Source organism: Streptomyces sp. NPDC002536 (assembly GCF_053594995.1).
In genome coordinates this window covers 31,112-53,350 of sequence record NZ_JBSFWU010000005.1, presented here as the reverse complement: position 1 = coordinate 53,350, position 22,239 = coordinate 31,112, and the positions used below count along the sequence as shown (strand labels likewise).

Genomic DNA, 22,239 nt, shown 5'->3' with positions numbered 1-22,239 from the left:
TGGGCGATCACCCTTTCGTGTGCTTTTCACCAAAGACCTCAAGGGGCCAGAAGGTGTAGCCGACAAAGGAAGCGTGAGTACCCTTGCGCACACCATGATGACCGCGGCTCGCCCCGCCGATTCCGGCCTCGCCGGCCCGGGCGAGCTTGACCGCTACTCCTACGCCGAGGCCCCCGGGGCCGACCGTGGCGTCCCGCCCGCCTGGGAGGGCGAGGCGGAGCTCGGCCGCGCGGGCCGCCGTGCGGCCGGCAGCCGCGGCCGGGGCCTGCACGGCCAGCTCGTCCAGCAACTGGGCCAGATGATCGTCTCCGGGGACCTGGGCGCCGACCGCCCGCTGGTCCCGGAGGAGATCGGGCAGCGCTTCGAGGTCTCCCGCACCGTCGTCCGCGAATCCCTGCGCGTGCTGGAGGCCAAGGGCCTGGTCAGCGCCCGCCCCAACGTCGGCACCCGGGTCCGCCCGGTCAGCGACTGGAACCTGCTCGACCCGGACATCATCGAATGGCGGGCCTTCGGCCCGCAGCGGGACGACCAGCGCCGCGAGCTGTGCGAGCTCCGCTGGACCATCGAGCCGCTCGCCGCACGGCTGGCGGCGGGCCACGGCCGCGAGGACGTCCAGCAGCGGCTGGCCGACATGGCCGAGATCATGGGGCACGCCCTGGCCCAGGGCGACTCGCTCACCTTCTCCCGCGCCGACGCCGAGTTCCACTCCCTCCTGCTGCAGGTCGCCGGCAACCGCATGCTGGAGCACCTCGCGGGCATCGTCTCGGCCGCCCTGCACGTCTCCGGGGCCTCGTCCAGCGGCTGCGACCGGCCCACCGAGGCGGGCGTCGGTCAGCACCTGCGGATCGTCGACGCGGTGGGAGCGGGCGACGCGGCCGGAGCGGAGGCGGCGATGCGTCAACTGCTGGTCGCCCACCCGGAGGTCGAACGCGTCGTCCCCGCGCCGCGCGAGCACTGACCGGTCGGCGGGACCGTACGGACGGGACGGTTCAGCGCGGGACCGCTCATCCGGCGCGCGCGTACGGCCGTGCGCGCGCCGAGTGGGCCGTTCCGCGCGACTGCCGGAGCCAGGAGCGGTGATCTGCCCGATTCGGTGTCCTTTCGCTCCGTTATGGGGTGTGACTCGGGCCACGAGGATTGGGCGTAACGCTCTTTGAGGCAGCGCGATGACTAAAGAGGTGGTAGCCGCGGAGGGAATACAGGACTCCCGTGAGGCGCTGTGTTGCTCTGCACTACTGCCCGCGCCGTCGGTTCATCCTTGCCGGCGGTCGTCGGAACCGGTCGCCCGAAACGGCGGGCCGGGGCCGGAAGCCGTTTCCATCGTTCCGAGAGGTTGTTCGTGTCGGCCAGCACATCCCGTACGCTCCCGCCGGAGATCGCCGAATCCGAGTCTCTGATGGCGCTCATCGAGCAGGGAAAGGCCGAGGGGCAGATCGCCGGCGACGACGTGCGTCGGGCCTTCGAGGCTGACCAGATTCCGCCAACCCAGTGGAAGAACGTACTGCGCAGCCTCAACCAGGTCCTCGACGAGGAGGGTGTGACGCTGATGGTCAGTGCCGCAGAGGCGCCCAAGCGCACCCGCAAGAGCGTCGCAGCGAAGAGCCCGGCGAAGCGCACCGCCACCAAGGCCGTCGCCTCCAAGACGGTCACCTCCCGGCAGGCAGCACCTGCCGGATCGGCCGTCTCCGTCACGTCCGCCCAGTCGGGCGCGTACGGGGAGGACGAGGCCGGCGAGGGCGTGGCGCCCGCCAAGAAGACCGCCGCCAAGAAGGCAGTGGCCAAGAAGACGGTGGCCAAGAAGACCGCCGCCAAGAAGACGGCGGCCAAGAAGACCGCCGGCAAGAAGGATGCCGACGAGCTCCTCGAGGACGAGCTCCTCGAGGAGACCCCTGCCCCGGGCAAGGGTGAAGAAGAGGAAGAGGCCGGCGAGAACAAGGGCTTCGTGCTGTCCGACGAGGACGAGGACGACGCCCCTGCGCAGCAGGTCGCGGTGGCCGGTGCCACCGCCGACCCGGTCAAGGACTACCTCAAGCAGATCGGCAAGGTCCCCCTGCTCAACGCCGAGCAGGAGGTCGAGCTCGCCAAGCGCATCGAGGCCGGTCTGTTCGCCGAGGACAAGCTGGCGAACGCCGACAAGCTGGCCCCGAAGCTCAAGCGCGAGCTGGAGATCATCGCCGAGGACGGGCGCCGCGCCAAGAACCACCTGCTGGAGGCCAACCTCCGTCTGGTGGTCTCGCTGGCCAAGCGCTACACCGGCCGCGGCATGCTCTTCCTGGACCTCATCCAGGAGGGCAACCTCGGTCTGATCCGCGCGGTGGAGAAGTTCGACTACACCAAGGGCTACAAGTTCTCCACGTACGCGACCTGGTGGATCCGCCAGGCCATCACGCGCGCGATGGCCGACCAGGCCCGCACCATCCGTATCCCGGTGCACATGGTCGAGGTCATCAACAAGCTCGCCCGCGTCCAGCGCCAGATGCTCCAGGACCTGGGCCGCGAGCCCACCCCGGAGGAGCTGGCCAAGGAACTCGACATGACCCCCGAGAAGGTCATCGAGGTCCAGAAGTACGGCCGCGAGCCGATCTCCCTGCACACCCCGCTGGGCGAGGACGGCGACAGCGAGTTCGGTGACCTCATCGAGGACTCCGAGGCGGTCGTGCCGGCGGACGCAGTCAGCTTCACGCTCCTGCAGGAGCAGCTGCACTCCGTCCTGGACACGCTCAGTGAGCGCGAGGCGGGCGTCGTCTCGATGCGCTTCGGCCTCACCGACGGCCAGCCCAAGACGCTGGACGAGATCGGCAAGGTCTACGGCGTGACCCGCGAGCGCATTCGCCAGATCGAGTCCAAGACGATGTCCAAGCTGCGTCACCCGTCGCGTTCCCAGGTGCTGCGCGACTACCTGGACTGATCCACCGGATCCGGTCTGCGGGCAGGGCCCGGTCCCTCTTCGGAGGGGCCGGGCCCTGCCCGCTTCCGGATGCGGCGACCGCTCGCGGGGACGACGCTGGGTATGCGAAGAACTCCATTCGGTCAGGAGAGGTGGGTGTATGCGTGCCCTGAGCTACCCGCTGGTCGGGACGGCCGTGCTGGTCCTGCTGGCGCCGGGCCCTGTCCGGGGGGACGACCGCGGGGTGGTCGGCGGGCAGGCGGTGAGCATCGCGGACGCGCCCTGGGCGGTGGCTCTGGCGAGTCGTGACCGGTTCGGCCCCATCCGGTCCGGGCAGTTCTGCGGCGGGGCGCTGGTGGGGCGTACGACCGTCGTCACGGCGGCGCACTGCCTGAGCCGTGAGGTGCTCGGCGGTGATCCGTCGGACGCGAAGGACCTGCGCGTCATCGTCGGCCGCACCGATCTGCGGACCCGGCAGGGCAGCGAGCTGCCGCCGAAGAGCATCTGGGTCAACCCGGGCTTCGACCCGGAGACCAACGCGGGGGACGTCGCCGTCATCACTCTGGCCACACCGGTGCCGGACAACTACCCGATCACCATGGCGCAGGCCGGGGACGGTGCCTACGCCCCCGGTACGTCGGCTGGTGTCTACGGGTGGGGGGACATGATCGGCAACGGCAACTATGCGGACGGGCTGCGGGCGTCCCAGGTGTTCGTGCTGGAGGACGAGCAGTGCCGACGGGTGTATCCGGGCGGCCAGGAGGCCGTGTACCAGTCGTCGTCGATGCTGTGTGCGGGCGTGCTGCAGGGCGGGCGGGACGCCTGCCAGGGGGACAGTGGGGGGCCGCTGGTGGCGGACGGACGGCTGGTGGGGCTGGTGTCGTGGGGCAGCGGTTGCGCCCTGCCGCAGCATCCGGGGGTGTACACGCGCATCTCCGCGGTGGCCGCCCTGGTGCAGCAGCACAGCACCGACAGCCTGCTGCGGCCGCCTGCCGTGAACCCGCAGCCCGCCGCGCCGCCCGCAGCGGTCACGCCACCACAGGCCCCGCCGCCGGCCGCGGCGCCTCCGGCACCGCCCCAGACGGCTGTTCAGGGGCCGCCGCAGCCTCCCGTGCAGGCACAGGCCGCTCAGCAGCCACAGGGCGCTCAGCCGCCCGGGAAGACCCCGCGGTGAGGGTACGAGAGCGGGCGGCCTCCCCGTGGGGCGGCCGCCCGCGGCTGTCCAGCCCTGGGTGGCGGGACCTCGCTCGTCGTGGAATGCGATGTATCAGCGTTCCGAGAGGGACTCAGTGGTCCTCGTCGGACGCAGACGCCGGGACGGCGGTGAGCCGCTCCGTCTCGTCCTGTATCTCCGCGGCGATCTTCTTGAGTTCTGGCTCGAACTTGCGCCCGTGGTGGGCACAGAAGAGCAGTTCACCGCCGCTCATGAGAACGACGCGCAGGTATGCCTGAGCGCCGCACCGGTCGCAGCGGTCAGCGGCCGTCAGCGGGCTCGCGGGGGTCAGAACAGTAGTCACGTCGCCTCTTCTCTAGCTCGACGAGCTGTCGTACCAGGGTCAACATCCAACCAGGCCGAAAACGTTCCCGCTCGTGGCTTTTCCTCGAAACTTCCTTCCGAGTGAGCCGGATCTTGACGATTTGGCGGCGAATGAGCCGTATTGCGTGGGCCTACGGTTTCACGTCGCTGGGGGTTGTCGTCCGCCCCGGCTGGCTGCCGGGTTGTTCTTGAGGACGTGCCCGGAGCCTAAATGGTTCATGCCTCCAAGGGAACGTGATGTGCACGTCACCCCGGGGAGGTATCGAACATGTGATCTAGGTCTGGATTAGCATGGCCCTGGTTACGGGTGGCGGCACAAAGGCTCTACCAGGCCTCGGTACCCTCTGAACGGCGACCCGAGCCACCCATGTGCCCGAATGCGGGCCAGACAGAAATTCAGCGAGGAGCGAACCGCGTGACCGCCGAAATGTCCGTGCCGTCCACTGCGCTGCTGACCGGAGCAGACCGGGACGGCTCCAACTACACCGCGCGGCACCTGCTCGTCCTCGAGGGCCTCGAAGCCGTCCGCAAGCGACCCGGCATGTACATCGGGTCCACGGACAGCCGTGGCCTGATGCACTGCCTCTGGGAGATCATCGACAACTCCGTCGACGAGGCCCTGGGCAGCTACTGCGACCGCATCGAGGTCGTCCTCCACGACGACGGCTCGGTGGAGGTGCGGGACAACGGCCGCGGCATCCCCGTGGACGTCGAGCCCAAGACGGGCCTGTCCGGCGTCGAGGTCGTGATGACCAAGCTGCACGCGGGCGGCAAGTTCGGCGGCGGCTCCTACGCCGCCTCCGGCGGTCTGCACGGCGTGGGCGCGTCCGTCGTCAACGCGCTGTCGTCCCGGCTGGACGTCGAGGTCGACCGCAGCAGCAGGACGCACGCGATCAGCTTCCGCCGCGGCGTCCCCGGCATCTTCACCGAGTCCGGCCCGGACGCCCCCTTCGACCCCGCCAGCGGCCTGCTCAAGGGCAAGAAGGTGCCCAAGAACCGCACCGGCACCCGCGTCCGCTACTGGGCGGACCGGCAGATCTTCCTCAAGGACGCCAAGCTCTCCCTGGAGACGCTCTACGGACGCGCCCGGCAGACGGCGTTCCTGGTGCCGGGGCTGACCATCGTCGTGCGCGACGAGCGGGGCCTGGACGGCGCCGAGGTCACCGAGGAGACGTTCCGCTACGACGGCGGCATCAGCGAGTTCTGCGAGTACCTCGCGCAGGACAAGGCCGTCTGCGACGTGCTCCGGCTGACCGGCCAGGGCACTTTCAAGGAGACCGTCCCCGTCCTGGACGAGCGCGGTCACATGACACCCACCGAGGTCACCCGTGAGCTCGGCGTGGACATCGCGCTGCGCTGGGGCACCGGGTACGACACCGCGGTCAAGTCCTTCGTCAACATCATCGCCACCCCCAAGGGCGGCACGCACGTGGCCGGATTCGAGCGGTCGATCACCAAGACCGTCAACGAGGTGCTCCGCTCGGCCAAGCTGCTCCGCGTCGCCGAGGACGACGTCGTCAAGGACGACGCCATGGAGGGGCTCACCGCCGTGGTGACCGTGCGGCTGGCGGAACCGCAGTTCGAGGGGCAGACCAAGGAGGTCCTCGGCACCTCGGCCGCCTCCCGCATCGTGGCGAATGTGGTCGCCAAGGAGCTCAAGGCGTTCCTGACCTCGACCAAGCGCGATGCGAAGCAGCAGGCCCGGGCGATCCTGGAGAAGGTCGTCGCGGCCGCCCGCACACGGATCGCCGCCCGGCAGCACAAGGAGGCCCAGCGGCGGAAGACGGCCCTGGAGTCCTCTTCGCTGCCGGCCAAGCTCGCCGACTGCCGCAGCGACGACGTCGAGCGCAGCGAGCTGTTCATCGTCGAGGGCGACTCCGCGCTGGGCACGGCCAAGCTCGCCCGGAACTCGGAGTTCCAGGCCCTGCTGCCGATCCGCGGCAAGATCCTCAACGTCCAGAAGTCGTCGGTCTCCGACATGCTGAAGAACGCCGAGTGCGGCGCGATCATCCAGGTGATAGGAGCAGGCTCCGGCCGCACCTTCGACATCGACGCGGCGCGCTACGGCAAGGTCATCTTCCTGGCGGACGCCGATGTGGACGGCGCCCACATCCGCTGCCTGCTGCTCACGCTGTTCCAGCGCTACATGAGGCCGATGGTGGAGGAGGGGCGGGTGTTCTCCGCGGTACCTCCGCTGCACCGGGTGGAGCTCATCAACCCCCGCAAGGGCCAGGACAAGTACATCTACACCTACTCCGACGGCGAGCTGCGGCAGACGCTGCTGGAGCTGGAGCGCAAGAACATCCGCTACAAGGAGAGCATCCAGCGCTACAAGGGCCTCGGTGAGATGGACGCCGACCAGCTGGCCGAGACCACGATGGACCCGCGCCACCGCACGCTGCGCCGGATCAACATCAGCGACCTGGAGGCGGCGGAGCGCACCTTCGACCTGCTGATGGGCAACGAGGTGGCCCCGCGCAAGGAGTTCATCACCAACTCCGGGGCCACGCTGGACCGCTCGCGCATCGACGCCTGACCCCCGGCGGCCGGGCCGGCGTCCACCCCCGGGTGGAGAGAGATCTCCACCCGGGCTCCACCCCGGGCCCACCCGTGCTCCGATCCCCGCCGGGAGCCGGATCCGTAGCGTCGGACGTGTCCTTCCCGCGGTCCTGCCGCGGACGTCCCCGCTCCCCGGAGGCTCCCCCATGTCCGGCCTTGTCGACGTCGCCGTCATCTGCGCCGTCATCGCGATCGTGCTGGTACGGCAGCTGAAGCCGCGCAGGCTGGCCCAGGACGCCGGGCGCTGGTGGCTGCTGCCCGCCGTGCTCGTGGTGATGGCGGTGCGCCAGCCGGGCCTGATCGACGCCGGGCACCGGGCGGCCTCGGCCGGGCTGTTGGCCGCCGGGGTGCTGGCCGGGCTCGCCACGGGAACGGCCTGGGCCTGGACCAGCCGCATATGGACCGACGCCTCGGGAACGGTCTGGGCCAAGGGCGGCAAGGCGACCGCGGCGGTGTGGGCCGGCGGTCTGGTGCTGCGGCTCGTGCTCTACGGGATAGGCACGCTGGCCGGGGTCCACCAGGGCGGGCCGGGCGTCATGGTCACCGTGGCGGCGCTGCTCCTCGCCCGCACGGGGGTGCTGGCCCACCGGGGCCGTGGGCTGGCCCCGGCGTACCGTGTCCCTGCCGGTGGCTGAGACCGGCGCCGTGGCGGAAGGACCGTACGTGCCGATGCAGAGCTGGACCGTGTGGCCGGCCCGCGAAGCGCTGTCCCCGGTGGGGGTTCCGCCGGCGCGCAGAACGATCTCGTGGGCGGTCCGGATCGTCTTCGCCTGCATGTTCCTGTGGAGCCTGCTGCACCAGGGCGTGTTCCAGGGGTGGGGTTACGGGGCCTTCGCCGCAGGTGTCCTGCTCGGCGTCGTCGCGGTCTGGCGGTACCGGCTCACGACGCTCGGGCAGCGGCTGTGGCCGTCGGTCGGGTGGCTGGGCGTGCTGTTCGCGGTGGGGGTGCTCGCCGAGGCCGGCGGGGCGCACCTCGCGGCCACCGGGTTGTGGTGCCTGTGCGGGGGCATCGCCATCGAGCGGCTCCCCCTGGCGTACGGGTTCGGTGTCGCGGCCGCCGTCATGGGGACGTACGCCCTGGTGAGCACGGGCAGTTTGGCGGGGACGGCTCTCACGGTGGGGTTGGTGGGGCTCATCGGGTACACGCTGAGGCTGGACGAGGAGGCGCGCGGGGCCGGATTCCGGCTGCTGGCCCAGGAGCGGGCCGCGCGCAGCGCAGAGGCCGAGTCGGCGGCGCTGGCGGAGCGGGCCCGGATCGCCCGGGAGATCCACGACGTGCTCGCGCACAGCCTCTCGGCGCAGATGGTCCACCTGGAGGCGGCACGCCTGCTGATCGAGGGGGGAGGGGAGCGGGAGCAGATCCTGGAGCGGGTCACCGCGGCCCGGCGCATGGCGCGTTCGGGGCTGGCCGAGACGCGGCAGGCGCTGTCGGCCCTGCGCGGCGAGATCGCCCAAGTGGAGGACTTCCTGCGGGAGGTGGCGGCTGCGGAGGGAGCGGTGCTGGAGGTGACGGGCGAGCCCCGGAGGGTGCCGGCCGAGGCCGGGCTGGCGGTGCGCAGGGTGGCGCAGGAGGCGCTGACCAATGTGCGCAAGCACGCCCCGGGGGCGCGGGTGGAGATGAAATTCGCCTATCTGGAGGGAGAGGTGGAGCTGTCGGTCCGTGACAGCGGGGCGCGTCGGCCCGTGGGCGGTCTTGCGGTCTCCGGCGCCGGGTACGGTCTGATCGGGATGCGGGAGCGTGCCGAGCTGCTGGGCGGCACGCTGGAGGCCGGGCCGGCCGGGACTGATCGGGAGGGGTTCGTGGTGCGTCTGCGGGTGCCGGCGTGACGGGTGGCACGGATGACGGTGCCGGGGGAGAGCAGCGTCGGCGGGCGCGGGTCGTGGTCGCCGACGACCAGACCGTGGTGCGCGAGGGCATCGTGATGCTGCTGGGGTTGCTGCCCGGTATCGAGGTCGTCGGTGCGGCGGCGGACGGCCTGGAGGCGGTGCGGCTGGTCGCCGAACAGGCCCCGGATGTGGTGCTGATGGACCTCCGGATGCCCCGCTGCGACGGGGTGGAGGCCACGCGCCGGATCCGTCGTGATCACCCGGGCACCCAGGTCGTGGTGCTCACCACGTTCGGCGACGACGGCTCGCTGTTCCCGGCGCTGAAGGCCGGGGCGCGGGGCTATCTCACCAAGGACGCCGGGGCGGAGGAGATCGTCCGGGCCGTCGAGCAGGTGATGTCGGGCGAGGCGGGGCTGTCGCCGAAGGTACAGATGCGGCTGCTGGAAAGCCTGTCCGCGCCGGTGGCCGAGGTGCCCGGCGCCGGGCCCGCGGCTCCCCGGGAGCTGCCGGACGGGCTGACGGTCCGGGAGGCGGAGGTCCTCTCCCTGGTGGCCGACGGGCTGTCGAACACCGAGATCGCCCGGCGGCTGCACGTGAGCACGGCGACGGTCAAGACGCACATCAACAACCTCTTCGCCAAGGCCGGGGTCCGCGACCGCGCCCAGGCCGTGCGCTACGCCTACCGTCACGGCATCGCCCGGCCCCCGGGCACGCAGGTCACTTGAGCGTGCCGGAAGGGGAGTTCAGCTCCGGACCGCCCAGGTGTAGCGGTGTTCCGGGCGGCCCGTTTCGCCGTAGCGGAGGGTGAGGTCGAGCCGGCCGGACTCCTCAAGCCGTTTGAGGTAGCGCTGGGCCGTGGAGCGGCTCAGGCCCGAGCGCTCCGCGACCTCGTGTGCGGACAGGGGGGATGCCGCGTCCGAGAGCACCCGGCGGATCAGTTCGGCCGTCGGCGCGGAGTGGCCCTTGGGCAGGGGAGCGGCGACGGCCGCGGTGCGCAGGGTGCCGAAGATCCGGTCCACCTGGTCCTGTTCGGCCTCCTGGGTGCCCTCCAGGGCCCGGCGCAGCTGGGCGTATGCCTCCAGCTTCACCCGCAGCCCCGCGAAGGTGAACGGCTTGACCAGGTACTGCAGTGCGCCGTAGCGCATGGCGGTGCGCACGGTCGTGATGTCGCGGGCCGCGGTCACCATGATGACGTCCGTGTGGTGGCCGAGCTGGCGGATGCGGCGGACCAGGGAGAGGCCCGTCTCGTCGGGCAGGTAGTGGTCGAGGAGCACCAGGTCGACGCCGCCGCCCGCGAGTTCGGCCAGTGCCTGGGCCGCGCTGTGGGCGATGGCGCGGACGCGGAAGCCCGGAACGCGGGACACATAGGCGGCGTTGATCTCCGCGACGCGGAAGTCGTCGTCCACGACCAGGACTTCGATCACCGGGCCACCTCCTGCAGCGGGACCGCCGCCCGCAGCGCCTCCGGCAGCTCCACCGTGAACACCGCACCTCCGCCGTCCCGTTCGCCCACCCGGGCTGCTCCGCCGTACCGCTCCGCCAGCCGTTGCACCAGGGGGAGCCCCAGCCCCCGCGGCCGGTTCGGGGCGGCCTGCTTGGTGGACCAGCCGTCGGTGAACACCAGCTCCCGCGCCGCGGCGGGGACCCCCGGCCCGTTGTCCGCGACCCGCATCACGACCGTCGTCCCCACCGTCCGCACCTCCACCTCCACGTATGCCCCGGCGCGCCCTGCGGCCGCGTCCAGTGCGTTGTCCACGAGATTGCCCAGCACCGTGACCAGGTCCCGGGGGTCCACCACCTGCTCGGGCAGCTGCGTCGCCCTGCTCACCCGCAGGGCCACCCCTCGCTCGGCCGCGACCGCGCTCTTGCCCACCAACAGGGCGCCGACCAGCGGCTCGTGGACCTTTTCGAGGACCTGCTCGGCCGTGGCCCGGTGCGCGCCGGTCACCTCGGCCACGAAGTCCACGGCCTCCTCGTACAGCCCCAGTTCCAGCAGTCCCACGATGGTGTGCATGCGGTTGGCGTGCTCGTGGTCCTGTGCGCGCAGCGCCTCCGCGAGGCCCCGGGTGCCGTCCAGTTCCCGGGCGAGCTGCTCCAGTTCGGTCCGGTCGCGCAGGGTGGCCACGGTTCCGCCGTCGCGGGTCTCCATCCGGTTGGCGACCAGCACGCGCCCGTTCCAGACGGTGAGCAGGTCCGTCCCCGACACCCGTCCCGCCAGTACGTCGGCGGCCCGGCCGGGCGGCAGGACGGCGTCGATCGGCCGCCCGGTGGCCCCGGGGCCGATGCCCAGCAGCCGTTGTGCCTCGTCGTTGACCAGCCGCACCCGGCCGCGCCGGTCGAGTGCGACGACGCCCTCGCGGATGCCGTGCAGCATCGCCTCGCGCTCGTCCAGGAGGGCGGAGATCTCGGAGAGTTCGATGCCGTGCGTCCGGGCGCGCAGCCGCCAGGAGACGGCGAACACGGCCAGCGCACCGACCGCGAGCGCGGCTCCCGCGTACGTCAGGATGCCGGGGAGCGCCCTGATCACCCCGCCGCGTACGTCGTCGTAGGCGATGCCCACCGACACGGCGCCCACGATGGCGCCCTCGGTGTCGCGCAGCGGCACCTTGCCGCGCGCGGAGCGGCCCAGGGTGCCGTTCTCGATGCCCGTCCACTCGCCCCCTGCGAGTGCGGGCCCCGGATCGCTGCCGACGTGGCGGCCGATCTCCCCGGGCGTGGTGTGCGACCAGCGGATGCCCCGGGTGTCGACCACCACGACGTAACGGGCGCCGGTGGCCAGGCGGATGCGTTCGGCGGCGGCCTGCACCGGGCCGTCGGGGTCCGGCCGTCCGGCGAGGATGTCGTGGGCGATGCCCGGCTGGGCGGCGGTGGCCTGCGCGATCGCCAGCGCCCGGCGCTTGGCCTGTTCGTCGAGCTGGGACTCCAGCGGAGCCAGGAGCAGTCCGGTGGTGAGCGCGATGACCCCGGTGGTGATCAGCAGTTGCACGGACAGCACATGGGCGAAGACGCGGCGGGGCCACCGGGGGCGCATGTCGGTCCCTTTCGTCTCGGCACCACCCCGTAGCGGTTGTTGCAGGGTGTCGCATTCCATCCGTTCCGTTGCGCTGCGATGCAGCAGCATGAACCGAACGTAGCCGGATCACACGGCTTCCTCAGCCCCTGTGGCGCTTTGTTGTCCTGACTGTTGTTCTAACGCGCGCAAAACGAGCAGAACAGGGTTCGTGCACTCAAGCCGCACAGCGCTCACAAGGCTGCCCCTGTGCCCTGGGTCACTCCTAGCCTCCACCTCCGGCCGCCCCGTCACGGAGCGCGGGGCCGGACGGCCGGTGCAAGGTGTGCAAGGAGGCGGACGTGAACAGCGGCAATCGGCCGGGCAATGTCCCGGCGATCGAGCTGCGCGGTGCGAGCAAGGTGTTCCGGACGCCGTCGGGCGGGGTGCACACGGCTGTGCGCGATCTCGATCTGACCGTCGGGCGGGGCGAGTTCGTGGCCGTCGTGGGTCCCACGGGGTGCGGGAAGTCCACCACGCTCACCCTGGTCAGCGGGCTGGAGGAGCCGACCGAGGGTGAGGTGCTGATCGACGGCGGGTCGGTGGAGGGGATCCGGCCGGAGGTCGGTTTCGTCTTCCAGCAGGACGCGGTCTTCCCCTGGCGGACGGTGCTCTCCAACGTGGCGGCGGGCCCCCGGTTCCGCGGCGTGCCCAAGGCGGAGGCCCGGGCGCGGGCCCGCGACTGGCTCGGCCGGGTGGGGCTCGCCGCCTTCGCCGACCGCTATCCGCACCAGCTCTCCGGCGGCCAGCGCAAACGCGTGGCCCTGGCCCAGACGTTCGTCAACGACCCGGCGATCCTGCTCATGGACGAGCCCTTCTCCGCGCTCGACGTGCAGACCCGCGCGCTGATGTCGGACGAACTCCTGGAGCTGTGGGGCGGATCCCGCGGTTCCCGCCCCGGCGCGCAGGCCGCCTCCGTCGTCTTCGTCACCCACGACCTGGAGGAAGCGATCGCGCTGGCCGACAAGGTCGTGGTGATGACCGCGGGACCGGCCACCGTCAAACAGGTCTTCCCCATCGGCCTGCCGCGCCCCCGCAAGGTCGAATCCGTGCGTCTGGAACCGCAGTTCATCGAGCTCTACCGGGAGATCTGGGCCTGCCTCGGCGAGGAAGTCCGCATCACCCGCGAAAGGGGTGCCGCCCGTGTCGCCTGAAGCCGTCTCCGCCGCCGTGGCCGTCCGGGGAAGGAAGGAGGGCCGCACGGAGGCCCGGGCGCGGGCCGCCCGGCAGTACCGGCTGCTGGTCCTCGGTGCCCGGGTGCTGCTGCTGGCCGCCGTCCTCGGTGCCTGGGAGGTCCTGGCCCGCACCGAGGTCATCGATCCCTTCAACTTCTCGATGCCGTCGAGGATCTGGGACCGGATCGTCCAGTGGACGACGCACGGCACCGCTCAGGGATCGCTCGGCGAGCAGATCTGGTACACGCTCCAGGAGGCCCTGCTCGGCTGGGGCATCGGGGTCGCGGGCGGCGTGGTGCTCGGCATCGTGCTCGGCCGGATCCGCTTCCTGGCCGATGTCCTCGGCCCGTACATCAAGGTCCTCAACGCGCTGCCGCGTATCGTGCTCGCACCGATCTTCATCATCCTCTTCGGCCTCGGGCCCGCCTCCAAGGTCGCCTCGGCCGTGGTGCTCGTCTTCTTCCCGGTCTTCTTCAACGCCTTCCAGGGCGCGCGCGAGGTGGACCGCAACCTGGTGGCCAACGCCCGCATCCTGGGCGCCAGTCACCGCCAGGTCACCCTGCAGGTCGTGGTCCCGTCCGCCACTTCGTGGATCTTCACCAGCCTGCATGTCAGCTTCGGCTTCGCCCTCATCGGCGCGATCGTCGGCGAGTACCTCGGCGCGACCAAGGGCATCGGTCTGCTGGTCGCCGCGTCACAGGGGACGTTCGACACCGCCGGCGTCTACGCGGCGATGGCGGTCCTCGCCGTCGTGGCGCTGCTCGCCGAGGGACTGCTGACCTTCGCCGAGAAGCGGCTCTTCCGCTGGAAGCCCGGTGCGCCGGGCGACGCGCACTGAAACGGTTCCACCGACGGCCCCCCACCGGCCGGACCCACCCCACCCCCCTGTACGGGCAACTGCCACCGACTTTCTGACCGTGAGGAACGTGTGATGCGTACGTTCGGCAAGTGCACCAAGGTATCCGCGGCGGCCGTCGCGGGGGTGATGTGTCTCGCGCTGTCCGGCTGCGCCGACGACGCGTCGGCCGGCAGCAACAAGGCGGGCAACGAGGCGCTGAAGGGCGAGGCCGTCAAGATCATGGTGGGCGGCCTGGACAAGGTGATCTACCTGCCGGTGGTGCTCACCCAGCAGCTGGGCTACTTCGAGAAGGAGGGCCTGACGGTCAAGCTGCTGACCGAGCCGGCCGGTGTGCAGGCCACGACCTCCCTCGTCTCCGGCGATGTGCAGGGCGCGGTGGGCTTCTACGACCACACCCTCGACCTGCAGGCCAAGGGCAAGCAGGTGGAGTCCGTGGTCCAGCTGGCCCAGACGCCGGGCGAGGTGGAGATCGTCTCCAAGAAGGCGGCGTCCGAGGTCGCTTCGCCGAAGGACTTCAAGGGCAAGAAGCTCGGGGTGACCGGACTCGGCTCATCCACCGACTTCCTGACGAAATACCTGGCGGTGAAGAACGGGCTGACCACCAGCGACATCACGCCGGTCGCCGTCGGCGCGGGGCAGACCTTCCTCGCGGCGCTGCAACAGGGCTCCATCGACGCCGGCATGACCACCGACCCGACCGTCGCCCAGGCCCTCGCCAAGGACCTCGGCACGGTGCTCGTCGACATGCGCACCCCCGAGGGTTCGCGGGCGGCGCTCGGCGGGCTCTACCCGTCGTCGAGCCTCTACATGAACACCAGTTGGGTCGAGAACAACAAGGACACCGTCCAGAAGCTGACCAACGCACTGGTGAAGACGCTCAAGTGGATGTCCTCGCACTCGCCGGAGGAGATCGCGGCGAAGATGCCCGAGGACTACGCGAAGGGCGGCAAGGAGCTCTACGTCAAGTCGATCGAGAGCACCCTGCCGATGTTCACCAAGGACGGCGTGATGCCCGCCGACGGGCCGAAGACCGTCCTGGAGGTCCTCAAGTCCTTCAACCCCGCCCTCAAGGGCGCCTCGGTGAACCTGGAGAAGACCTACACCACGGAGTTCGCCAAGAAGGCCGTGGGCTGAGGCCGGGCGAGCGGGGCGACGGACACGACGTCCATCCGGGCCGGCGAGCCCGGCGCCTTGCCACAGCTCTCCGGGCGCGGCGTCTCGGCGGCGCCCTGCTCGACGACCGCCTGCCAGGCGCGGCCGTCGGTGTGGGCGACGGTGACGGTCCAGCGGGGAGCCGCGCCCTCGGCCGCCGTGACGTCCAGGGCGTCCGCGCGCTCTTCGCCGGTCAGGTCGCGGACGGCCAGCTCTGCGGCCTGGGCGGGCCGCTCCCAGGCGGAGCGGCCCCGGCAGCCCGTGGTCGTGATGCGGCCGTCGCGGGCCGCCTCCAGGGCTTCCTTGACGTCCTGCGCGGTGGCCCGCCCGTACGCGTAGCCGTAGGGGAGCACCATGAGGGTCGGGGCGAAGCGGTGGCCGCCGAGGTGGGTGATCTCCCAGACCTCGCCGCAGGCCGAGGCGGCGAGCTCCGCGGCGAGCGGCCGGCCGAGCAGGGCGCAGCAGCGGTCGCGCCTGCCGTTGGTGCACACGAGGGCGAGCGGATCGCCCTCGTACGGCTCCCACAGGCCGCCGTGCCCGCCCGCGCCGAGCGCCACGAAGTCCAGGCCGGGCAGCTGCGCGGGGTCCGTGACGACCGCCGTGCGGATCCAGGAGTTGCCGGGTGCGGTGTGCGCGGCGAAGACGCGCCGCCCGGCGGGTTGATGGCAGTCGGCGTGCCGTCCGGGGCGGCGGATCAGTGCGATCCGCACGCCGGTGCCCGCGACCGCCTCGTCCAGGGCGCGGCTCACGGCCGGGTCGAGGTGGCTGGAGGCGAGCGCGTCGGAGCCCCACGGCCCGGGCTGCTCGATCAGCAGCCACGTGCGGGCGGTGGCGGCGGTGCCGGCCAGGGGTTCGGCCAGAAGGCGGGATGCGCTCGCGCAAGTGCTCACGTAGGTGAGCCTAACCTGGCCCGGCGGAGTTGCCGCATCGGACCTCAGGGCAGCGGTTGCGGGGGCCGGGGCCCGCAGTATTCGCCGGACGGGCGCAGCCGCATCGGGCGCTCGGCGTACTCCTCCAGCGCGTGGGCGATCCAGCCGGCCGTGCGGGCCACCGCGAACACCGTCTCCCCGGCCTCGGGCGGCATGCCCGCGGAGACGGACAGGACGGCGAGCGCGAGGTCCACGTTGGCGTGCAGGGGCGTGTGCCGGGCGGTGGTCGTCTCCACCTCGCGGGCTGCGGCCAGGGCCTGCGCCGCGGCGGGCACGGACTCCAGCCGGGCGAACAGCGCCTCGGCCCGCGGGTCCGGCCCCGGGTAGAGCCGGTGGCCGAGGCCCGGCACCCGCCGGCCGCCGCGCAGGTGGTCCGCCACCACCGCGGCCGCGCTGCCCCGCTGCAGCACCTCGGTCAGCATCCTGTGCGCCAGGCCGCTGGCCGCGCCGTGCAACGGGCCGTCGAGGGCGCCGAGCCCGGCCGAGACGACGGCGTACGGGTGGGCCTGTGACGACGCCGCCACGCGCGCCGCAAGGGTCGACGTGGCGAGGTCGTGGTCGATGAGCAGCACAAGTGCCGCCTCCAGCACGGACAGTGCCGCCTCGTCGGGTGTCTGCGGGCTCAGCCGCGACCACAGCCGCCACGCGAGCCGCCCGTCGCCGCGGTGCGGCTGCCCGGCGGGCGGCAGCGCGTCGACCAGCGTCGGGATCAGGCCCCGGGCGGTGCCCAGCACGGCCTCGGGCGACAGGTCGAAGCGCAGCGGGTCGGCCGCCGCCGCGGCGATCGCGGCCACCCGCAGCCGGTCGACGGTCCCGCTGTGCGCGGGCAGCGCCGCCACCGCGCTGCGGGCGGCGGCCAGGGTCTCGGCGGGGGAGACGAACCGGACGCCGCGGTGCAGTTCGCCGGTCCACAGCCAGTCGGCGACCTCCTCGTAGCCGTACCGCTCGGCGAGCGCGGTCGCGTCCACGCCGCGGTAGTAGTGCCGGTCCGCGGTGATGAGGGTGACGCCCGTGCGGATGGCGCTCTCGCCGCCGAAGGAGGGCTCGCGGCGGGTGCCGCCGCGGCGCACCAGCGCCTCGACCTCGCGCGGGTCGAAGGTGCTGCCCCTGCCGCCCGGGCCGCGGCGGGCGGTGAGCCGGCCCCGGCTCACGTACGCGTAGACCGTCTCGGGCTTCACCCCGAGCCGCTCGGCGACCTCGCGCGTGGTCAGCCGCTCCCTGTCCGGGGGCTCCGGTCCCGTCCCCTGCTCCACCATGCGCTCACGGTAGTCCATGCTCTTATGTTGATTCAATCAATATTGACACCGATCGAGTCAAGCATGGACAGTCGCCATCAAGTTCAAGGGAGCAAGTTCGAAGCAGCAAGTTCGAAGAAGCAAGGAGGCACGAGATGACCCTCACCGAGGTGCCCCGCGGGCTCGCGGGCGTCGTCGTCACCGACACCGCCCTGGGCGACGTCCGCGGCCGCGAGGGCTTCTACCACTACCGCCAGTACTCGGCCGTCGAGCTCGCGCAGAGCCGTACGTTCGAGGACGTCTGGCACCTGATGTTCCACGGCCGGCTGCCGGACGCGGCGGAGTCCGCGGCCTTCGCGGCACGCACCGCCGCGCTGCGCCGACTCCCCACGGACGTCCGCGCGGCCCTGCCCGGCATCGCCCGCGCCTGCGCCGAGGCGGGACCGCTCGCCGGGCTGCGCGCCGCCCTCTCGCTGCTCGGCGGCGCCCACGGGATGCGTCCGCTGTACGACATCGGCCCCGCCGACCGCTCCACCGACGCCCTGGCCGCCTGCGCCGCCGTGCCCGTGCTGCTCACCGCGCTGCACCGGCTGGGCCGCGGCCTGAAGCCCGTCGAACCGCGCGACGACCTCCCGTACGCCGCCAACTACCTGTACATGCTCACCGGAGAGGAGCCGGACGCGCGGCGTGCCCGTGCCGTCGAGCAGTACCTGATCTCCACCATCGACCACGGCTTCAACGCCTCGACCTTCACGGCCCGCGTCATCGCCTCCACCGGAGCCGACCTCGCCGCCTGCCTGTGCGGAGCGATCGGCGCCCTGTCCGGCCCGCTGCACGGCGGCGCCCCCAGCCGGGCCCTGGACACCCTGGACGCCATCGGCACCCCCGACCGCATCGGCTCCTGGGTCCGCGAACGGGTGCTCGCCGGCGAGCGGATCATGGGCTTCGGGCACCCCGTCTACCGCACCGAGGACCCGCGCTCGCGGATGCTGCGCGGCATCGCGCAGGAATTCGGCGGCCCGCTCGTGGAGTTCGCCGTCGAGGTCGAGCGGCAGGTCGAGGGGATCCTGGCGGAGCTCAAGCCGGGGCGCGAACTGCACATCAACGTGGAGTTCTACGCCGGGGTGGTCATGGAGCTGTGCGGACTGTCCCGGGAGATGTTCACCCCGACGTTCTGTGCGGCCCGGACGGTCGGCTGGAGCGCCAATATCCTGGAGCAGGCGGAAGACTCCAAGATCATCCGCCCGGCGGCCCGCTACGTCGGCCCGCCCCCGCCGCAGCCGGTGCCCACCGCGCTCGGCTGACGACGCCCGCACGACGAGGAGGCGCCCCCGTGGCCAAGCGACAGATCCCGGTCATCGTGCTCGCAGGATTTCTGGGATCGGGCAAGACCACCCTGCTCAACCACCTGCTGAGCAGAAGCGGGGGCAGCCGGATCGGCGCGGTCGTCAACGACTTCGGCAAGATCGAGATCGATGCCATGAGCATCGCGGGCCAGGTCGACTCCATGGTCTCGCTCGGCAACGGCTGCCTGTGCTGCGCCGTGGACACCAGCGAACTGGACGTATTCCTGGAGAAGCTGGCCCGCCCGTCCGCCCGCCTCGACGTCATCGTCATCGAGGCCAGCGGACTGGCCGAGCCGCAGGAGCTCATCCGCATGATCCTCGCCAGCGAGAACCGCAACATCGTCTACGGCGGCCTGGTCGAGGTGGTCGACGCGGCGGAGTTCGAGCGCACCCGGACCACCCACCCCGAGCTGGACCGGCACGTGGCCATCGCCGACCTGGTGGTCCTCAACAAGGCCGACCGGGTCGCGGACGACGCCCGTGACCGGCTCCTGGAGACGCTGGGGGAGCTGAGCCCCGGGACCCCCGTCGTCCCGGCCTCCTACGGGCGCATCGACCCCGAGCTGCTCTTCGACCGCAAGCCCCGCGAGGAGCACCTGGAGGCGGTCCGGCAGCTGTCCTTCGAGGACCTCTGCCGCGGGGACCACGAGGACGGTCATGAGGACGGTCACGACCACGGCCACCACGGCCACCTCCACGCGGCCTACGAGAGCGTGGAGTTCGTCTCCGACGAGCCCGTGGACCCGCGCCGGCTGATGGCGTTCCTCGACAGCAGGCCCGAGGGGCTCTACCGCATCAAGGGCTTCGTCCACTTCGGGATACCCGGCCACCGGCAGAAGTTCGCCGTCCATGCCGTGGGCGACTTCCTGCGGTTCTACCCCTCGTCGTGGTCGCGCGGGGAGAAGCGCGTCACCCAACTGGTGATGATCGGGCGGGGGATCGATGCCGATGCCCTCCGGGGGGAGCTGGACGCTTGCCGGGGCGGCGGTGCGCCGCAGGATGCCGACCCGAACAGCATGTGGGGGGTTCTGCGGTACGCGCAGTCCTGACCGTCTGTGGCCGGTCGCGCCGTTCCCCGCGCCCCTTACGGGCGCGGGGACGGTCGTTGTCTACACCGGTCCCGCCACCGACAGCACCGGCTTTGCGAGCGGGACGCCCGAGCCGTCGCGGCGCGGGTCCATGGGCGGCAGTTCGGCCGGGACGCCGCCCGCCTGTGCCGCGCGGGCCGGTGCGGTGCCCGCCCAGCCCAGGACCAGGCAGTCCTCGCCCTTGAGGAAGCGCTGGCAGCGCACGCCGCCCGTCGCCCGCCCCTTGCGCGGGTACTGGTCGAAGGGCGTCAGCTTCGCCGAGCCCATCGAGGCCGCGCCGGGCAGGCCGCCACGGGCGCCGGCCACCGTGAACACCACCGCGTCCTCCGCGGGATCGACGGCCGTGAACGAGATGACCTTCGCGCCGGACGACAGCTTGATGCCCGCCATGCCGCCCGCCGGGCGGCCCTGCGGCCGGACCTGGGAGGCCTGGTAGCGCAGCAGTTGGGCGTCGTCGGTGAGGAAGACCAGATCCTCCTCGCCCGTGCGCAGTTCGACTGCGCCGATGATGCTGTCGCCCTCCTTGAGGGTGATGACCTCCAACTCGTCCTTGTTCGCCGGATAGTCGGGGACCACGCGCTTGACGACGCCCTGTTCCGTGCCGATCGCCAGGCCGGGCGAGGACTCGTCCAGCGTGGTCAGGCACACCACCCGCTCGCCGTCCTCCAGCGACAGGAACTCCGAGACCGGGGCGCCGCCCGACAGATTCGGCGCGGCCGCCGTCTCCGGCAGCTGCGGCATGTCGATGACCCGCATCCGCAGCAGCCGGCCGCCCGAAGTGACCGCGCCGACCTCGCCCAGGGCCGTCGCCGGAACCGCCGACGCGATCACGTCGTGCTTGACGCGCTTGGCCTCCTCGGCGCCCGCGAACGGCTCGCCCGTGGCCGTACGGGCCAGCAGGCCCGTGGAGGACAGCAGCACCCGGCACGGGTCGTCCGCCACCTGCAGCGGCACCGCGGCCGCCGGCGCACCGGCCGACTCCAGCAGCACCGTGCGCCGGTCGGTGGCGAACTTCTTGGCCACGTCGGCCAGTTCGGCGGAGACCAGCTTGCGCAGCTCCGCGTCGGACTCCAGGATCTCGGTGAGGCGCTCGATCTCCTCGGTCAGCCGGTCGCGCTCGGCCTCCAGCTCGATCCGGTCGAACTTGGTCAGACGGCGCAGCGGAGTGTCGAGAATGTACTGGGTCTGCACCTCGGAGAGCGAGAAACGTTCGATGAGTGAGGCCTTCGCCTCCGCGGCGTTCTCGCTCGATCGAATGATTCTGATGACCTCGTCGATGTCGACGAGCGCCACCAGCAGGCCCTCGACCAGGTGCAGCCGGTCGCGTCGCTTGCCGCGCCGGAACTCGCTGCGCCGGCGGACCACCTCGAAGCGGTGGTCGACGTAGACCTCCAGGAGCTCCTTGAGGCCCAGCGTCAGCGGCTGGCCGTCGACCAGCGCCACGTTGTTGATGCCGAAGGACTCCTCCATCGGCGTCAGCTTGTAGAGCTGCTCCAGCACGGCCTCGGGGTTGAAGCCGTTCTTGACCTCGATGACCAGCCGCAGGCCGTGTGCGCGGTCGGTGAGGTCCTTCACATCGGCGATGCCCTGGATCTTCTTGGAGCCGACCAGATCCTTGATCTTGGAGATGACCTTCTCCGGGCCCACCGCGAAGGGCAGTTCGGTGACCACCAGGCCCTTGCGGCGGGCGGTCACGTTCTCCACGGAGACCGTTGCGCGCATCTTGAACGTGCCGCGGCCCGTCTCGTACGCGTCGCGGATGCCGCTCAGCCCCACGATGCGGCCGCCGGTGGGCAGGTCCGGGCCGGGGATGAACCGCATCAGGGTGTCGAGGTCGGCACCCGGGTGCTTGATCAGGTGCCGGGCGGCGGCGATCACTTCGCCCAGGTTGTGCGGGGGCATGTTCGTCGCCATGCCGACCGCGATCCCGGACGAGCCGTTGACCAGCAGGTTGGGATAGGCGGCGGGGAGGGCGACAGGCTCCCGCTCGCTGCCGTCGTAGTTCGGGGCGAAGTCGACGGTGTCCTCGTCGATCGACTCCGTCATCAGCGACGAGGGCGCCGCCATACGGGCCTCGGTGTACCGCATGGCCGCGGGCGGGTCGTCGTTGCCCAGCGAGCCGAAGTTGCCGTGGCCGTCGACCAGGGGCAGCCGCATGGAGAAGGGCTGCGCCATGCGCACCAAAGCGTCGTAGATCGAGGCGTCGCCGTGCGGGTGGAGCTTGCCCATCACCTCGCCGACGACGCGGGCGCACTTCACGTGGCCCCGCTCGGGGCGCAGGCCCATCTCGTTCATCTGGAAGAGAATGCGGCGCTGGACGGGCTTGAGACCGTCGCGGGCGTCGGGCAGGGCGCGGGAGTAGATGACGGAGTAGGCGTACTCGAGGAAGGAGCCCTGCATCTCGTCGACGACGTCGATGTCGAGGATGCGCTCCTCGAACTCTTCCGGCGGCGGGGTCTTCGTGCTGCGGCGGGCCATCGCGGCTGCTGCTCCTTCGATCGGTTGCCGGTGCGGGTGTGCTGACCCCGACCATTGTGGACCGCGCCACCGACAACGCCGACCGCGACCCGTCCGCAGGGAGTGAGGCGGCCGGGAA

Annotated in this window: 18 protein-coding genes; 12 read left to right on the top strand and 6 right to left on the bottom strand. The window is 71.6% G+C overall.

Annotation, left to right across the window (positions count from 1 at the left end; genetic code table 11):
• Positions 1 to 73 precede the first annotated feature (73 nt).
• The 3 genes from ACWD4B_RS03430 to ACWD4B_RS03420 all read left to right on the top strand — a co-directional run bounded on the left by ACWD4B_RS03430 (position 74) and on the right by ACWD4B_RS03420 (position 4,061).
• Positions 74 to 958: a FadR/GntR family transcriptional regulator gene (locus tag ACWD4B_RS03430; RefSeq protein WP_451419191.1), complete on the top strand. Its 885-nt coding sequence runs from the start codon at positions 74 to 76 to the stop codon at positions 956 to 958.
• A 381-nt stretch (positions 959 to 1,339) separates the two neighbouring features.
• Positions 1,340 to 2,908 carry an RNA polymerase sigma factor gene (locus ACWD4B_RS03425; protein ID WP_451419190.1) on the top strand — a complete coding sequence of 523 codons (1,569 nt, stop codon included), beginning with the start codon at positions 1,340 to 1,342 and terminating at the stop codon, positions 2,906 to 2,908.
• Between the two features lie 139 nt (positions 2,909 to 3,047).
• Positions 3,048 to 4,061 carry a S1 family peptidase gene (locus ACWD4B_RS03420; protein WP_451419189.1) on the top strand — a complete coding sequence of 338 codons (1,014 nt, stop codon included), beginning with the start codon at positions 3,048 to 3,050 and terminating at the stop codon, positions 4,059 to 4,061.
• A 112-nt stretch (positions 4,062 to 4,173) separates the two neighbouring features.
• Here the strand turns inward: ACWD4B_RS03420 and ACWD4B_RS03415 are convergent, their stop codons facing one another.
• Complete coding sequence (locus ACWD4B_RS03415; RefSeq protein ID WP_086567216.1) at positions 4,174 to 4,404, bottom strand: DUF7455 domain-containing protein; 231 nt, start codon at positions 4,402 to 4,404, stop codon at positions 4,174 to 4,176.
• A 435-nt stretch (positions 4,405 to 4,839) separates the two neighbouring features.
• On the opposite strand from ACWD4B_RS03415, the gene ACWD4B_RS03410 reads away from it, so the two are divergent.
• The 4 genes from ACWD4B_RS03410 to ACWD4B_RS03395 all read left to right on the top strand — a co-directional run bounded on the left by ACWD4B_RS03410 (position 4,840) and on the right by ACWD4B_RS03395 (position 9,535).
• Positions 4,840 to 6,960, top strand: coding sequence for a DNA gyrase/topoisomerase IV subunit B (locus ACWD4B_RS03410; RefSeq protein WP_451419188.1), 2,121 nt, complete (start codon positions 4,840 to 4,842; stop codon positions 6,958 to 6,960).
• A 169-nt stretch (positions 6,961 to 7,129) separates the two neighbouring features.
• Entirely contained in the window at positions 7,130 to 7,618 is a 489-nt protein-coding gene (locus ACWD4B_RS03405) for a DUF1453 domain-containing protein (RefSeq protein WP_451419187.1), read from the top strand.
• A 28-nt stretch (positions 7,619 to 7,646) separates the two neighbouring features.
• Positions 7,647 to 8,810, top strand: coding sequence for a sensor histidine kinase (locus tag ACWD4B_RS03400; RefSeq protein ID WP_451419237.1), 1,164 nt, complete (start codon positions 7,647 to 7,649; stop codon positions 8,808 to 8,810).
• A complete protein-coding gene (locus ACWD4B_RS03395) occupies positions 8,807 to 9,535 on the top strand; it encodes a response regulator transcription factor (RefSeq protein ID WP_451419186.1) in 729 nt (242 codons plus the stop codon). The genes ACWD4B_RS03400 and ACWD4B_RS03395 overlap by 4 nt, the downstream gene beginning before the upstream one ends.
• A gap of 18 nt (positions 9,536 to 9,553) precedes the next feature.
• Here ACWD4B_RS03395 and ACWD4B_RS03390 read toward each other — a convergent pair whose 3' ends face one another.
• A complete protein-coding gene (locus ACWD4B_RS03390; RefSeq protein ID WP_451419185.1) occupies positions 9,554 to 10,234 on the bottom strand; it encodes a response regulator in 681 nt (226 codons plus the stop codon).
• A complete protein-coding gene (locus ACWD4B_RS03385; RefSeq protein WP_451419184.1) occupies positions 10,231 to 11,841 on the bottom strand; it encodes an ATP-binding protein in 1,611 nt (536 codons plus the stop codon). The genes ACWD4B_RS03390 and ACWD4B_RS03385 overlap by 4 nt, the downstream gene beginning before the upstream one ends.
• Before the next feature lie 320 nt (positions 11,842 to 12,161).
• Between ACWD4B_RS03385 and ACWD4B_RS03380 the strand changes: the two genes are divergently transcribed.
• The 3 genes from ACWD4B_RS03380 to ACWD4B_RS03370 all read left to right on the top strand — a co-directional run bounded on the left by ACWD4B_RS03380 (position 12,162) and on the right by ACWD4B_RS03370 (position 15,027).
• Positions 12,162 to 13,013: an ABC transporter ATP-binding protein gene (locus tag ACWD4B_RS03380; protein ID WP_451419183.1), complete on the top strand. Its 852-nt coding sequence runs from the start codon at positions 12,162 to 12,164 to the stop codon at positions 13,011 to 13,013.
• Positions 13,003 to 13,872 (top strand): ABC transporter permease, encoded by an 870-nt coding sequence (locus ACWD4B_RS03375; RefSeq protein ID WP_451419182.1) that lies wholly within the window; start codon positions 13,003 to 13,005, stop codon positions 13,870 to 13,872. Before ACWD4B_RS03380 ends, ACWD4B_RS03375 begins: the two co-directional genes overlap by 11 nt.
• A 93-nt stretch (positions 13,873 to 13,965) precedes the next feature.
• The gene (locus ACWD4B_RS03370; RefSeq protein ID WP_451419181.1) at positions 13,966 to 15,027 is read left to right on the top strand and encodes an ABC transporter substrate-binding protein; all 1,062 of its coding nucleotides are present in this window, start codon (positions 13,966 to 13,968) and stop codon (positions 15,025 to 15,027) included.
• Here ACWD4B_RS03370 and ACWD4B_RS03365 read toward each other — a convergent pair.
• Together ACWD4B_RS03365 and ACWD4B_RS03360 are read right to left on the bottom strand one after the other, a co-directional pair.
• Positions 14,991 to 15,935 (bottom strand): sucrase ferredoxin, encoded by a 945-nt coding sequence (locus tag ACWD4B_RS03365; protein WP_451419180.1) that lies wholly within the window; start codon positions 15,933 to 15,935, stop codon positions 14,991 to 14,993. The two genes, ACWD4B_RS03370 and ACWD4B_RS03365, sit on opposite strands and share 37 nt — an antisense overlap.
• A 44-nt stretch (positions 15,936 to 15,979) precedes the next feature.
• The gene (locus tag ACWD4B_RS03360; RefSeq protein ID WP_451419179.1) at positions 15,980 to 17,248 is read right to left on the bottom strand and encodes a citrate/2-methylcitrate synthase; all 1,269 of its coding nucleotides are present in this window, start codon (positions 17,246 to 17,248) and stop codon (positions 15,980 to 15,982) included.
• A gap of 116 nt (positions 17,249 to 17,364) precedes the next feature.
• Here ACWD4B_RS03360 and ACWD4B_RS03355 point away from each other — a divergent pair, with 116 nt between their 5' ends.
• Positions 17,365 to 18,513 (top strand): citrate synthase/methylcitrate synthase, encoded by a 1,149-nt coding sequence (locus tag ACWD4B_RS03355; protein WP_451419178.1) that lies wholly within the window; start codon positions 17,365 to 17,367, stop codon positions 18,511 to 18,513.
• A 29-nt stretch (positions 18,514 to 18,542) separates the two neighbouring features.
• Positions 18,543 to 19,604 carry a CobW family GTP-binding protein gene (locus ACWD4B_RS03350; RefSeq protein ID WP_451419177.1) on the top strand — a complete coding sequence of 354 codons (1,062 nt, stop codon included), beginning with the start codon at positions 18,543 to 18,545 and terminating at the stop codon, positions 19,602 to 19,604.
• Between the two features lie 60 nt (positions 19,605 to 19,664).
• Here the strand turns inward: ACWD4B_RS03350 and ACWD4B_RS03345 are convergent, their stop codons facing one another.
• Positions 19,665 to 22,121: a DNA gyrase/topoisomerase IV subunit A gene (locus tag ACWD4B_RS03345; protein WP_451419176.1), complete on the bottom strand. Its 2,457-nt coding sequence runs from the start codon at positions 22,119 to 22,121 to the stop codon at positions 19,665 to 19,667.
• Positions 22,122 to 22,239: the final 118 nt, after the last annotated feature.

Coding starts and splice junctions, on each gene's coding strand:
- ACWD4B_RS03420 (WP_451419189.1), top strand. CDS start 3,048: ATGCGTGCCCTGAGCTACCCGCTGGTCGGGACGGCCGTGCTGGTCCTG.
- ACWD4B_RS03405 (WP_451419187.1), top strand. CDS start 7,130: ATGTCCGGCCTTGTCGACGTCGCCGTCATCTGCGCCGTCATCGCGATC.
- ACWD4B_RS03385 (WP_451419184.1), bottom strand. CDS start 11,841: ATGCGCCCCCGGTGGCCCCGCCGCGTCTTCGCCCATGTGCTGTCCGTG.
- ACWD4B_RS03370 (WP_451419181.1), top strand. CDS start 13,966: ATGCGTACGTTCGGCAAGTGCACCAAGGTATCCGCGGCGGCCGTCGCG.
- ACWD4B_RS03360 (WP_451419179.1), bottom strand. CDS start 17,248: ATGGACTACCGTGAGCGCATGGTGGAGCAGGGGACGGGACCGGAGCCC.
- ACWD4B_RS03355 (WP_451419178.1), top strand. CDS start 17,365: ATGACCCTCACCGAGGTGCCCCGCGGGCTCGCGGGCGTCGTCGTCACC.
- ACWD4B_RS03345 (WP_451419176.1), bottom strand. CDS start 22,121: ATGGCCCGCCGCAGCACGAAGACCCCGCCGCCGGAAGAGTTCGAGGAG.